Source organism: Pseudomonas sp. TZ252 (assembly GCF_056110345.1).
The window spans coordinates 3383519-3397115 of record NZ_CM148566.1 but is presented as its reverse complement, the minus strand read 5'-3'; the positions used below and the strand labels follow the sequence as shown (position 1 = coordinate 3397115).

Sequence of the window (13597 nt, the reverse complement as noted above, 5' to 3'; positions counted from 1 at the left end):
ACACGTGGATTTGTACGCCGGAGGTATCGAAACCGCGCATGGATACAAAGCGATACGCAATCGAGCGCGGGCATGCCGACGAAGTGCCGGGCATCTCTCACTCCCGCCGGCCCATCTCGGCTACCGTTAGGAGACAGCCACCTGGCCCAGTCTCGAGGTCGAGCCCATCGTGCTGAAACGCATTCCGGTAACCCAGCTTCGCCTCGGTATGTTCGTCCAGAGCCTTTGCGGCTCGTGGCTGGACCACCCGTTCTGGAAAAGAGGTGGCTTCCTGCTCGACAGCCAGGCCGACCTGCAGCGCCTGCGCGAAAGCGCCGTGAAGGAGGTCTGGATCGATGCCAGCAAGGGCCTCGACCTCCCGGAGGAAGCGGCGGTCTCGGCCGCTGCGGTCCTGCCGGTCACCATGCCGGCCGGCCCTTCGCCGGCGCGGGTCGCCCTGGAGGAGGAAATCCGCCACGCCGCCCTGCTCTGCAGCCATGCCAAGGCCGCCGTGGTCAGCATGTTCCGCGACGCGCGCATGGGCCAGGCCATCGATACCGCGCATGCATCGGACCTGGTGGACGAAATCTCCGCCTCGGTGCTGCGCCATCCCAACGCGCTGCTCAGCCTGGTACGGCTGAAGACCTCGGATGAATACACCTACATGCATTCGGTGGCGGTCTGTGCGCTGATGATCGCCCTCGCCCGCCAGCTCGAACTGCCCGACCCGCTGGTACGCGAGGCGGGGCTGGCCGGACTGCTGCACGACATCGGCAAGATGGCGGTGCCCGATCCGATCCTGAACAAGCCCGGCAAGCTCACCGACCAGGAGTTCGGCCTGGTTCGCCGGCATCCGCAGAACGGCGCGCGGATGCTGCTCGATTGCCGCCAGGTCAGCGCCCTGGTGGTGGATGTCTGCCTGCACCACCACGAGCGCATCGACGGCACCGGCTACCCCTTCGGCCTGGCGCAGGAGCAGATCAGCCTGCTGGCGCGAATGGGCGCGGTGTGCGACGTCTACGACGCGATCACCTCCGACCGTCCCTACAAGAAGGGCTGGAACGCCGCCGAGGCGATCCGACGCATGGCCGAATGGAACGGGCACTTCGACCCGCAGGTGTTCCGCGCCTTCGTCAAGGCGGTGGGCATCTACCCGGTCGGCGCGCTGGTCAGGCTGGAAAGCGGGCGCCTCGGCGTGGTCCTCGAACAACACGGCCGCTCGCTGCTGACGCCACGGGTCAAGGTATTCTTCTCGGCCCGCTCGAAGGTGCCGATCCCGCAGCAGGTGGTAGACCTGGGTAGGGCCGGACAGACCGACCGAATCGTCGGCTTCGAGCCGGCGGAAACCTGGAACTTCCGCAATCTCGACGAGATGTGGACGGGACTGGCCAAGTCCACGGGCTCTTATTTCGACGCGGGAACCGGAAATCCGTAGACGCCTTCCGCCGGCAAGCCGAGCACCGCTCCCGTAGGGCGCATAACGCGAAGCGTTATCCGCCGTTTCGCCGCAACCGGCACCTGCTCCCGGTTGCTTTAAGCGCACCGTCGTCGATACTGCTGGCAATCCGCCGACAGTTTTCAAGAGGCCATATGAGTCCGCTCCTGGAGACAATCGAAGAGCACAGCAGAAATGGCTGTGCTCCATCCAAAGCGCTGCTTGCCCTGTGGTCCGCAGGCGCCGACCTGAGGGTTTCCCCGAGGAAGGCTGGCCGCCTATGCGAACTTGCCGTCGTTGCCGCAGCAGGGAAAGCAGGCATGCTCGAGAGCGAGATCGTTGCGGCACGCCGGGCCTATGCCGCCAGCCTGGGAGTGACGCTTAGCGGAGCGATCAGCAACGCCGACGAGCCGGTCCATATCCGCCACGCCGTCAGCAATTCCAATCACAACCCCAACGCCTCAAACCGTATCAACCTTGGGAGGGCCCGAGCGTATAAAAAAAGGCGCGAGGAAGGTGATTACTTCTTCATCGACACTTGAATCGCCTGCATAACCGTTATCTCCCCCGCGCCTCAACGGCAGCCATCTCCAGCAACCACCCCCGGAACGCCAGCATCGCGCTGGTCTCCCCCCGCGACTGCAAGCGCGTCAGCCAGTAGCTGCCGGTACTCACTTCGGTGGCGAACGGACGCCGGATGCTCTCGCTGGCCAGTTGCCGGGCAAACATCGCCGCCGGCGCCAGGGCCACGCCGACACCCTGGCGGGCCGCCTCGAGCATGGCCAGCGAGGTGTCGAAGACGATGCTCCGGGTCAGTGGCGCGTGCGTCGGCAGTCCGGCCGCCTGGAACCACAGCGGCCACTCGTCGGCGCGGTAGGAGCGCAGCAGGGTGTGCTGCAGCAGGTCAGCGGGACTGTGCAACTGGGCGGCGACCACCGGGCAGCAGAGCACCGTCAGCGGCGCCTCGAACAACGCCAGCGCCTCGGTGCCGTGCCAGGCGCCGCCGCCGAAGCGGATCGCGTAGTCGAGCCCCTCGGCGGCGATGTCGACGCGGTTGTTGTGGGTGGACAGGCGCAGATCGATGAAGGGATGGCGCGCCTGGAAGTCCGCCAGCCGCGGCAGCAGCCAACCGACCGTGAAGGTTCCGACCGCGCCGACGGTGAGCACGTCCCGGTAGTGGCCACCCTCGAAACGTTCCAGCAGGCCGGCGATGCGGTCGAAGGAGTCACACAGCACCGGCAGCAGGCTCTCGCCCTCGTGGGTCAGCATGAGGCCGCGCGGCAGACGCTTGAACAGGGCCACGCCGAGACGCTCCTCGAGGCTCTTCACCTGGTGGCTGACCGCCGCCTGGGTCACGCACAGCTCGATGGCCGCGCGGGTGAAGCTCAGGTGCCGGGCCGAAGCTTCGAAGGCGCGCAGGGCGTTCAGCGGCAAATGGGGTCGAACCAATCTCTGCTCCAAATTTTTCTAATGGCTGCCGCGAGTATTCGTCGTTTGCCGCAAATCCTGCGCAAGCCTAGATTTTCCCCGCCCGCCGATCAAGGAGCGCTCCCGGGGCGGTTTCTCATGCAGCCAACGACAAAGGACGCCAATCCTCATGCGCGATACCAGATTCCCCTGCCTGTGCGGCATCGCCGCTTCCACACTGCTGTTCGCCACCACCCCGGCCATTGCCGGCGAGGCCCCGGCGGATCGCCTGAAGGCACTGGTCGACGCCGCCGTACAACCGGTGATGAAGGCCAATGACATTCCGGGCCTGGCCGTAGCCATCAGCCTGAAAGGAGAACCGCATTACTTCAGCTATGGGCTGGCCTCGAAAGAGGACGGCCGCCAGGTGACGCCGGAGACCCTGTTCGAGATCGGCTCGGTGAGCAAGACCTTCACCGCCACCCTCGCCGGCTATGCCCTGGCCCAGGACAAGATGCGCCTCGACGACCGCGCCAGCCAGCACTGGCCGGCACTGCAGGGCAGCCGCTTCGACGGCATCAGCCTGCTCGACCTCGCGACCTATACCGCCGGCGGCTTGCCGCTGCAGTTCCCCGACTCGGTGCAGAAGGACCAGGCACAGATCCGCGACTACTACCGCCAGTGGCAGCCGACCTATGCGCCGGGCAGCCAGCGCCTCTATTCCAACCCGAGCATCGGCCTGTTCGGCTATCTCGCCGCGCGCAGCCTGGGCCAGCCGTTCGAACGACTCATGGAGCAGCAAGTGTTCCCGGCACTGGGCCTCGAACAGACCCACCTCGACGTGCCCGAGGCGGCGCTGGCGCAGTACGCCCAGGGCTACGGCAAGGACGACCGCCCGCTACGGGTCGGTCCCGGCCCGCTGGATGCCGAAGGCTACGGGGTGAAGACCAGCGCGGCCGACCTGCTGCGCTTCGTCGATGCCAACCTGCATCCGGAGCGCCTGGACAGGCCCTGGGCGCAGGCGCTCGATGCCACCCATCGCGGTTACTACAAGGTCGGCGACATGACCCAGGGCCTGGGCTGGGAAGCCTACGACTGGCCGATCTCCCTGAAGCGCCTGCAGGCCGGCAACTCGACGCCGATGGCGCTGCAACCGCACAGGATCGCCAGGCTGCCCGCGCCACAGGCGCTGGAGGGCCAGCGCCTGCTGAACAAGACCGGTTCCACCAACGGCTTCGGCGCCTACGTGGCGTTCGTCCCGGGCCGCGACCTGGGACTGGTGATCCTGGCCAACCGCAACTATCCCAATGCCGAGCGGGTGAAGATCGCCTACGCCATCCTCAGCGGCCTGGAGCAGCAGGGCAAGGTGCCGCTGAAGCGCTGAAGCGCGCTCGCGAGGGCGACGGAGCGTAGCGGCGCGGGACGCCGGTCCTGGCTATGATGGTGCCATGAGCGCTTCCCCGCCCCTCCGCCAGCCCTGCCCGCCCGGCGCCTGCGTCTGCGAACGCGAGCGCCTGGAGGCGCCCGGCGCGGACCGTCGCATCCTCCTCCTGACCCGCCAGGAAGAGCAGCGCCTGGCCGCCCGCCTGGAAGCCCTGCGCAGCCTGGAAGACCTGGAACACCTGCTGCGGCGCATGGAGGAACAACTGGGCATCCGCCTGCGGATCGCCCCGGCCTTCGGCGAGGTGCGCAGCATGCGCGGCATCCGCATGCGCTTCGAGGAGCAGCCGGGGCTCTGCCGCAAGACCCGCCAGGCGATTCCCGCCGCCATCCGCCGCGGCCTGGAGAAGCGCCCGGAAGTCGCCTACGCCCTGCTCAACGCCCACGACCTGCTGCGCGACGCCTGAAGGCACTGAACGACAGGAAGAGGATGTCGCTCAAGACCTGGGCGGGCTTCAGGAGTATCGGCGGATAACGCCCATGGCGTTATTCGCCCTACAGGCCGCAGCGGATGCAGGCGAGCCCCGGGTCCGCCTGAATCCTTGGCGGGACTGGCCACCGCGCCGGGGTTCAGCTCGCCGACTCCGCCTGCACGTCGCCGAACATCGCCTGCAGGCGGAGCAGGCAGGCATCGCACAGGGTGCGCAGTTCGTCGAGGCGGATGCCGGCGAGGATTTCCATGCCGCGCAGCGGATCGGCGCGGCGCAGGGCCTGCTCCAGCTCGCTGGCACGGCCGGCCAGGGCGCTGGCGCCAACGGTGGAAGCGCTGCCCTTGATGGTATGCAGGGTCGTGGCGCTGCCCTGGACATCGCCCTCGCCGAGCTGGCGTTCGAGCTGGGCGAAGAGGTCCTGCATGTCCGGAACGAAGCGCCGCAACACCTGGACGATCAGCTCCAGGCTGCCGCCGAAACGCCCGACGATATCGCCCCGCGCCTCGACCAGTTCGCCCGCGTCCGCTGCCGTTGCCGGCGCGCCCCTGGCGCCGCTCCTGCCAAGATGACCGAGCAGGCAAAGCACCAGGCGCTCCTTGTCGATCGGCTTCGCCACATGGTCGTTCATGCCCGCCGCCAGGCAGGCTTCGCGGTCGGCCAGCGAGGCGTTGGCGGTCATGGCCAGGATCGGCAGCCCGGCGAAGCGCCCGTCGGCGCGGATTCTCCGGGTCGCCTCGAGACCATCGATATCCGGCATCTGCATGTCCATCAGCACCGCGTCGAACGGCACGCTCGCCTCCAGCACCTGCTGAACGCCCGCCAGCCCGCCGTCGGCGAGGGCCACCCGGGCGCCCTCGCTGCTCAACAGCTCGGCGGCGACCTGGCGGTTCAGCGCGTTGTCCTCCACTACCAGCAGACGCACGCCCCGCAACCGCTGGGTGCGCTCCACCGGGCGCGGCGGCGGGTTGGCCGGGGCGCCCTGTTCGCCGTGCAACGCATGCAGCACCGAGTCGGCCAGTTGCTTGGGCGTGACCGGCTTGGTGAGAAAATCGACGAAGGGCGGCGCGCTGTGGTCGCGCGCATCGGCCAGCACCTCGCGGCCATAGGCGGTGATCATGATCACCATGGGCGGCGGCAGGTCGCCCTGCAACTGGCGGATCAGTTGCGCCGCGCTGAGGCCGTCGAGATCGGGCATGCGCCAATCCATCAGCACCACGTCATAGCGACGGCCCTCGGCCATCGCCGCCTGGACCCGCGCCACCGCCTCGCTGCCGCTGCCGACGCAGTCGGCGCGCCAGCCGAGGGCGCCGACCGTGCGTTCGAGCAGCTCGCCGGCCACCAGGTTGTCGTCCGCCAGCAGCAGCCGCAGCGGTTCTCCGGCCCCGGGGCAGGCCGCACGCAGCGGTTGGTCGTGGGCGACGTCGAGGTCCAGGTCGAACCAGAACCGGCTACCGCTGCCCGGCGCGCTCTCGACCCGCAATTCACCGCCCATCAGGTCGACCAGGCGTTTGCATATGAACAGGCCGAGGCCGGTGCCGCCGAAGCGTCGCGAGGTGGACGCCTCGGCCTGGGTGAAACCTTCGAAGATGCGCTGCTGCTGTTCCGCGCTGATGCCGATGCCGGTGTCCGCCACCAGCACCCGCAGGCGCACCAGGTGGGCGTCGTGCGCCAGACGCCGCAAGCTCACCAGGACGTGCCCGCGGGCGGTGAACTTCAGTGCGTTGCCGGCCAGGTTGATGAGGATCTGCTGCAGGCGCAGGCGGTCGCCGACCACCGCGCTGGGCAGCTCGGGATCGATGTCGAAGATCACCTCGACGTCCTTGTCGCCCTGGTTGCCGGAGAGCACCACGGCCAGGTCCTGCATCAGCGGCTCCAGCTCGAAGGGGAGCATTTCCAGGACCAGTTTGCCGGCCTCGATCTTCGAGTAGTCGAGGATGTCGTTGAGCAGGCCGAGTAACGAGGTTGCCGCCGAGCTGGCCTTGTCCAGGTAGTCGCGCTGGCGTTCGTTGAGATCGGTCTGCCGGGCCAGTTGCAGCATGCCCAGCACGGCATTCATCGGCGTGCGGATCTCGTGGCTCATATTCGCCAGGAACGACGACTTCGCCGCGCTGGCGGCGTCCGCCTGCTCCTTGGCCTCGCGCAGGCGCGCCTGCAGTTGCTGGTCGCTGGTGATATCGATATTGATCCCGGTGACCTGCAGCGGGTTGCCGTCGGCGTCGCGCTCGACCTGCGCGCCGGCCTGGATGAAGCGGATGCCGCCGTCGGGCAGCACCACGCGGAAGATCACATCGTAGTTGCCGCGCCCCTCCACCGCCGCGCGCAGGCTGGCCTCGGTGCGCTCGAGGTCTTCCGGATGCAGGCGGCTGCGCCAATGCTCGTAGACCAGGCCGCCGTCGCGCAACGCCAGCGGCTGGCCATACAGCTCGCACATGCGCTCGTTCCACTGCAGGCTGTCGTCGGCCAGGTTCCAGCGCCAGATGCCCAGGCGCGCCACGTCGGCGGCCATTTGCAACTGGTCGCGCGCCGCGGCCATCTCGCGCTCGGCGTTGCGCCATTCGGTGACATCGACGGCGATGCCCAGGTAGCCGTTGATCGCCCCAGCCTCGTCGCGCAGGACGGTAACCGAAAGCGTCACGCTGAGCGGCGAGCCGTCCTTGCGCAGATAGGTCCATTCGCGGGTCTCGGCGCCCTCCTGTTCGGCCCGCGCCACCAGCACGCGGAAACCCTCCTCGCCCAGCTCCTGGCCGCGGGCGAGCAACTCCCGCTCGCTGTGCAGCAGGGTCGGCGAGGCCTTGCCGACCACCTCGTCGGCGCGGTAGCCGAGCATCCGCTCGGCACCGAGATTGAAGCCGCTGATGATGCCGTCGCGGTCGAGGGTGATGATCGACACCTCGGACGCCGCCTGCAGCACGCTGCCGAGCAGTACGTTCAACCGACGCAGTTCGGCGGTACGCTCGGCGATCTGGTGCTCCAGGCCGGTATTGAGCTCGCGGATGCGGGCCTCGGCGGCCTTCTTCGCGGAGATGTCGCGTACGGTCTTCGAGGCGCCGACCACGCCGCCGTCCGGACCGAGGATCGGCGAGACGGTCACCGCCACGTCGAGCAGGTGGCCATCCTGGTGCCGGCGCACGGTATCGAAGCTGACCACCTGTTCTTTACGGGCGATGCGGGCGAGGATGTCGAGTTCCTCGTTCTCCTTGGATGGCGGCACCAGCAGGTCCACCACCCGCCGCCCGACCGCCTGCTCCTCGCGGTAGCCGAACAACGCCTCGGCCCCGCGATTCCAGTCGCTGATGACGCCGTCGAGGCCGACGCCGATGATGCCGTCCGCCGAATTGCCGACGATCGCCGCCAGCCGCGCCTGGGTCGCCGCCTCCCGACGCCGACGCAGGCGGCCGAGGGCGCTGGCGTTGACCAGCGCCGCCAGCAACAGGCTGACCAGGCTGCCGGCCAGGAACAGGATGCGCGGCGAAGGCTGGTGCAGGCGCTGGACGAACAGCGGCAGTGCGCTGAACGCCATCTGCCAGTGCCGACCGTAGATCTCCCGCCGCAGCATGTGGCCGAACAGGCGTTGAGCCGGCGCCGCGGCGCCGTTGACGAAGAAGGGCACGGCAGCGCCGTCGCCGGTGACGTCGCTGAGTTCGAGGTGGATCGCCGCGTTGTCGATGGGCAACCCGGCCAGCACCTCGCCGGTCAGCAGCGGCGCATAGCTCCAGCCGAAGCCTTCGAGTTCGCGCTGGGGCCCCGGCGGTGGAGTGATGCCGCTGCGGTAGATCGGCATCAGGATGAGGAACGATTGCTGGCGCAAGCCGCTGGCCTGGACCAGGGTGATCGGCCCCGTCAGGCGCACCTGCCCGGTCTCCAGGGCGGCGCGGGCGGCCTCCCGGCGATTGGCTTCCGAGGCGATGTCCAGGCCCAACGCCTGGCCGTTGCGCGCCACCGGCTCGATGTACTGGATGACGTAGCGCTCGCCATCGTGCGGAGTCAGTTGCTGGATGCGGAACTCCGGCTGGCCGTCGGCCCGCGCCTGGCGCAGGAACCCGGCCTCGTCGGCGGCCGCCACCCGGCGTATGAAGCCGAAGCCGCGGGCGCCGGGAAACTCGCGGTCGATGTCGCGGGTCAGGCTGTAGCGGCGGAACAGTTCGCGGTCGATGTGCGCCTCGCCCGCCGTCAGCAAGGCACCGCGCACCCCACGCAAGCCATACTGGTAGAGTTCCACGCGGCGGGTCACCGCATCGGCCAGCAGTTCCGCCTCGCGTTCCAGCGCCATCCGCGCCTGTTGCTCGTTGACCAGCGCCAGCCCCCAGGCGCCCAGCCCGGACAGCAGCAGTCCGAGCGCCAGTGTCGCGCCCGCCCAGCGGCTCAGCCTGAACTTGCTCTGTTGTACGTTCACCCGATATTCCGTCCCTGCGCCGGCCCGGCGCGGGGCAATCCCGCACTCCCTGCGCCTTTTCGTCACAGAAGACTAGATCAAGCGGGCGGATTCCTCCGCCGAATCATCCGACCCCAGGTATGACCGCTCACAACGACGTGCTTTTCAGCGCCTCCGCGTAGCGCAGTGCGGCGAACAGGGCGAGCAGCAGGCCGGCCAGCGCCAGCGCGGCGCCGACGTTGCCGATCGAGGCCAGGCCCATGCGTTCGCTGACCACGCTGCCGAGCAGCGCGCCGGCGCCGATGCCGACGTTGTACAGGCCGGAGAACAGCGCCATGGCCACGTCGGTGGCGTCCGAGGCGAGGCGCAGGACGCGGGACTGCTGGGCCAGGCCGAAGCACATGATCGACATGCCCCAGAGCAGGCTGAGCGCCATCAGCCAGGTCGGCTGCGCGGACAGCGGCAGCAGCAGCGCCAGGCTGCTGCCCAAGGCGAGGATCGCGGCCAGCAGGAAGCCTCGCGGGAAAGCCTCGCTGTAGCGGCTGAAGAGGATCGAACCGAAGATCCCGGCGCCGCCGAACAACAGCAACAGCAGGGTGGTCGCCTCGCCGCTCATCTGCGCCACCTGCTTGGCGAAGGGCTCGATGTAGCTGTAGGCGGTGAACTGGGCGCTGATCACCACCACGGTCAGCACGTACAGGCAAACCAGCGCCGGGCGTCGGAACAGCATCGGCAGGCTGCGCAGGGAACCGGAGTTCTGGCTTGGCAGCAGCGGCAGGGAGCGCGCCAGGTAGAGCAAGGTCAGCACCGAGAGTCCGGCGATGGCCATGAAGGTGGTACGCCAGCCCAGGGCCTCGCCAACCACCCGCCCCAGCGGGATGCCCAGGACCATCGCCAGGGTGGTGCCGGTGGCCAGCAGCCCTAGCGCCTTGGCCTGCTGTCCCGGCGGCGCCACGCGCACCGCCAGCGAAGCGGTGATGGCCCAGAACACCGCGTGGGCGAAGGCAATGCCGATCCGGCTGAGCATCAGCACCTGGAAGCTCCAGGCCAGCCCGGACAGCACGTGGCTGGCGATGAACAGCAGGAATACCCCGACCAGCAGCTTGCGCCGCTCGATATTGCGGGTCAGCAGCATCATCGGCAACGAGGCCAGCGACACCACCCAGGCATAGATGGTCAACATCAGGCCGACCTGCGAGGTGGGCATCTCGAAGCTGTGGCCGATGTCGCTGAGCAGGCCGACCGGGACGAACTCCGTGGTGTTGAAGATGAAGGCGGCCAGGGCCAGGGCGATCACGCTCAGCCAGCTGCCGCTGCGGGTTTCGGAGGTGCTGTCCATGGGGCGTTCGGTTCCGGAGCAGGGGGCGGACGGGCAGGTCCCGCGACCCTCGCCACGCACGACGGAAAACGCCCCGGACGCAAGGGTCCGGGGCGGCGATGTGCGTTGGATGGTCGTTATAGGTATTGGAGGGAACTGCCGAATCCCGCGATTCTACGCCGGGACGCCGTGCGCTGCACGCCCGCCCGGCGCTCCGGCGACCTTCCCGGAGCGATGGGACGGCTCCGGCAGCATCAGGCAGGCCATCGTCTCGCCCCAGGGCGCGAGGCCCTGTTCGACGAAGCCGGCGTCCCGATAAAGCTGGCGGGCCACATCGTTGTCGACGGCGTAGGCGACCATCAGGCGATCGCTGCGCCGCCTCGTCCGGCGCACGCTGGCGATGATCCGTTGCAGGGCGGCGCGGCCATGCCCCTTGCCCTGGTAGCGGCGGTCGATCATCAGGCGGTAGAGCCAGTAGTGGCCGTCGTCGGCGTCGGGGCCGTAGAGGGCGAAGCCGACCATGCGCCCGCCGTGGTGGATGCCGACCGCGCGGAACCCCGGCAGGAAGCGGCTCTGGGCCAGCGAATAGAGGTTGGAAGCGACGAAGTGCGCCTGGTGGCGGGCGACCTTCAGGTCAATGCAGGTTTCCCAATCGTCGCGGGTGATGGTTCTGAGTTCGATCATGGATGACAGGCTCTTGGAAAAAGGAGGAAAGAAAGTCGCTAGGTACGCTGCTGGACTGTTCATACGACATGCTTCGTTCCTCCCTTCGACTGGCCGAGCATCCGGCGGAAACGCAACGATATCAGGAGAAGAGTCGATTATCCCAGCCGATGCCGGATCTTTTCGTCCACGGCTAGTGGCAGGATTTCCCCGGTGCCAGGCCGGCGACAGATAAATTCGAGATTTTCCTTGTCAGATCAGTCAGGTTCTCGCTATTACATTTAACCAAGACCCTGGAGCCAAGCCCCAGCGCACGGTTGCCTCGTCGCCCCACTCCGACGGCTGATCGCCCTCTCCCCCGGCACGCAACCTGCCCGGCGCTCCCTTATCCGGATGCCGCGGCTCTTCTACGCCGCCGCATCCCCTGCATGGAATCGCACATGTCTCATCGCCCTGTGATCAACGCCTCGGTCAGTCCGAAAGGCACGCTGGAAACCCTCTCCCAACGCGAAGTGCAACAACTGAGCGAAACCGCCAACGGCAAGACCTACCAACTGTTCCGCCAGTGCGCCCTGGCGATCCTCAATACCGGCGCCCACAGCGACAACGCCAAGACCATCCTCGACGCCTACAAGGACTTCGAGGTGCGTATCCACCAGCAGGACCGAGGCGTGCGCCTGGAGCTGATCAACGCGCCGGCCGACGCCTTCGTCGATGGCGAGATGATCGCCAGCACCCGCGAGATGCTGTTCAGCGCCCTGCGCGACATCGTCTACACCCAGAGCGGGCTGGACAGCCAGCACGTCGACCTGGACAGCTCCCAGGGCCTCACCGACTACGTCTTCCAGCTGCTGCGCAACGCCCGTACGCTGCGCCCCGGCGTCGAGCCGAAGATCGTCGTGTGCTGGGGCGGCCACTCGATCAGCAGCGAGGAATACAAGTACACCAAGAGGGTCGGCCACGAACTCGGCCTGCGCAGCCTGGATGTCTGCACCGGCTGCGGACCGGGGGTGATGAAGGGGCCGATGAAGGGCGCCACCATCAGCCACGCCAAGCAGCGCATCGTCGGCGGCCGCTACCTGGGCCTGACCGAGCCGGGGATCATCGCCGCCGAGGCGCCGAACCCGATCGTCAACGAACTGGTGATCCTGCCGGACATCGAGAAGCGCCTGGAAGCCTTCGTCCGCGTCGGCCACGGGGTCATCATCTTCCCCGGCGGCGCCGGGACCGCGGAGGAGTTCCTCTACCTGCTGGGCATCCTCATGCACCCGGACAACCAGGACCTGCCCTTCCCGGTCATCCTCACCGGTCCCCGCAGCGCCGAAGCCTACCTGCAGCAGCTCCATGAATTCGTCGGGGCGACCCTCGGCCATGCGGCGCAGCGCCACTACCGGATCGTCATCGACGACCCGGCCGAGGTGGCCAAGCAGATGGCCCAGGGCCTGAAGGAAGTGAAGCAGTTCCGCCGCGAGCGCAACGACGCCTTCCACTTCAACTGGATGCTGAAGATCGATGAAAGCTTCCAGCGCCCGTTCGAGCCGACCCACGAGAACATGGCCAGCCTCCAGCTCAGCCGCAGCCTGCCGCCCCACGAGTTGGCGGCCAACCTGCGCCGCGCGTTTTCCGGAATCGTCGCCGGCAACGTCAAGGACAACGGCATCCGCATGATCGAGCAATACGGGCCCTACGAGATCCACGGCGACCCGGCGGTGATGCTGCCGCTGGACCGCCTGCTGCAGGCCTTCGTCAAGCAGCACCGGATGAAGCTGCCCGGCGGCGCGGCCTACGTCCCCTGCTACCGGGTGGTGCAGACCGAGGCGGCCTGAGCGCGCCCGCTCCGGCATCCCTGCGCCGCGCGCGGGGATGCCCATTTATTCCGAGCCGGGCGTACGGCTTCCTGCTACTCTTTTCCGTTCATGCCTCGAATCGCTGGCCCTGACCTCATGTCCCCATCTCCATCGCCAGCCCTCGCCGCACTCCGCGACGCCACCCGTGACCTGCACGCAGAACTGGACCGCCGTTCGCCGTTGGGCGACGACGATCTCGACGACCGCGCCTACCTCGACCATGCCGGACGCATCCTTGGCTGGCTCGAACCCCTGGAGCGCGCGCTGCGCGACAACCGCAGCGGCTGGCCGGCGGCGCTGCGGGCCGACGCGCGGCTGGTCAAGAGCGCCTGGCTGGAAAGCGACCTGCTGGCCGGCGGCATGAGCCGCGCGCAGGTGGAGGCGCTACCGCGCTGCGCCGACCTGCCGAATGCGACACGGGCCGCGGAGGTCTTCGGGGTGGCCTACGTGATGGAAGGCGCGACGCTGGGCGGCGCGTATCTCTACAAACGACTAGCTCCACGCCTGCCCGGTCTGCCGCTACAGTGGTTGCGGGGCTACGGCCAGGCAACCGGGGTGCGCTGGCAGGAGTTTCTCGAACAGCTCGCCCGGCAGATCGACAGCCCCGAAGCCATCGGCCTTGCGCAGGATGCGGCACAGGCTACATTCCTTTCGTTTCGTCGATGGGTTCTCGACGAAGCCTGACTGCCTGGAGACCAGGCTGGA

At 68.0% G+C, this 13597-nt stretch carries 10 protein-coding genes; 6 read left to right on the top strand and 4 right to left on the bottom strand.

What is annotated here, in order from left to right:
• Nucleotides 1-169: 169 nt before the first annotated feature.
• Together ACYAF3_RS15690 and ACYAF3_RS15685 are read left to right on the top strand one after the other, a co-directional pair.
• The gene (locus ACYAF3_RS15690) at nucleotides 170-1414 is read left to right on the top strand and encodes a cyclic di-GMP phosphodiesterase (protein WP_057393217.1); all 1245 of its coding nucleotides are present in this window, start codon (nucleotides 170-172) and stop codon (nucleotides 1412-1414) included.
• 320 nt (nucleotides 1415-1734) lie between these two features.
• Nucleotides 1735-1956 (top strand): hypothetical protein, encoded by a 222-nt coding sequence (locus tag ACYAF3_RS15685; RefSeq protein WP_003101293.1) that lies wholly within the window; start codon nucleotides 1735-1737, stop codon nucleotides 1954-1956.
• A 16-nt stretch (nucleotides 1957-1972) separates the two neighbouring features.
• Here the strand turns inward: ACYAF3_RS15685 and ampR are convergent, their stop codons facing one another.
• On the bottom strand, nucleotides 1973-2863 hold the full coding sequence (ampR, locus tag ACYAF3_RS15680) for a LysR family transcriptional regulator AmpR (protein ID WP_057393215.1): 891 nt from the start codon (nucleotides 2861-2863) through the stop codon (nucleotides 1973-1975).
• Between the two features lie 148 nt (nucleotides 2864-3011).
• Here ampR and ACYAF3_RS15675 point away from each other — a divergent pair, with 148 nt between their 5' ends.
• The gene (locus ACYAF3_RS15675) at nucleotides 3012-4205 is read left to right on the top strand and encodes an extended-spectrum class C beta-lactamase PDC-5 (RefSeq protein WP_003119095.1); all 1194 of its coding nucleotides are present in this window, start codon (nucleotides 3012-3014) and stop codon (nucleotides 4203-4205) included.
• Nucleotides 4206-4269: 64 nt separating this feature from the next.
• Nucleotides 4270-4668: a hypothetical protein gene (locus ACYAF3_RS15670; RefSeq protein WP_003093424.1), complete on the top strand. Its 399-nt coding sequence runs from the start codon at nucleotides 4270-4272 to the stop codon at nucleotides 4666-4668.
• Between the two features lie 163 nt (nucleotides 4669-4831).
• On the opposite strand, the gene ACYAF3_RS15665 is transcribed toward ACYAF3_RS15670, so the two are convergent.
• The 3 genes from ACYAF3_RS15665 to ACYAF3_RS15655 form a co-directional block, all read right to left on the bottom strand.
• Nucleotides 4832-9085 (bottom strand): PAS domain-containing hybrid sensor histidine kinase/response regulator, encoded by a 4254-nt coding sequence (locus tag ACYAF3_RS15665; RefSeq protein ID WP_128669608.1) that lies wholly within the window; start codon nucleotides 9083-9085, stop codon nucleotides 4832-4834.
• Between the two features lie 127 nt (nucleotides 9086-9212).
• Nucleotides 9213-10403, bottom strand: coding sequence for a sugar transporter (locus tag ACYAF3_RS15660; protein ID WP_003093428.1), 1191 nt, complete (start codon nucleotides 10401-10403; stop codon nucleotides 9213-9215).
• 153 nt (nucleotides 10404-10556) lie between these two features.
• Nucleotides 10557-11066: a GNAT family N-acetyltransferase gene (locus ACYAF3_RS15655; RefSeq protein ID WP_003101282.1), complete on the bottom strand. Its 510-nt coding sequence runs from the start codon at nucleotides 11064-11066 to the stop codon at nucleotides 10557-10559.
• A 419-nt stretch (nucleotides 11067-11485) separates the two neighbouring features.
• Between ACYAF3_RS15655 and ppnN the strand changes: the two genes are divergently transcribed.
• Together ppnN and ACYAF3_RS15645 are read left to right on the top strand one after the other, a co-directional pair.
• A complete protein-coding gene (gene ppnN / locus ACYAF3_RS15650; RefSeq protein ID WP_003093432.1) occupies nucleotides 11486-12871 on the top strand; it encodes a nucleotide 5'-monophosphate nucleosidase PpnN in 1386 nt (461 codons plus the stop codon).
• A gap of 117 nt (nucleotides 12872-12988) precedes the next feature.
• On the top strand, nucleotides 12989-13576 hold the full coding sequence (locus tag ACYAF3_RS15645; protein WP_003132314.1) for a biliverdin-producing heme oxygenase: 588 nt from the start codon (nucleotides 12989-12991) through the stop codon (nucleotides 13574-13576).
• Nucleotides 13577-13597: the final 21 nt, after the last annotated feature.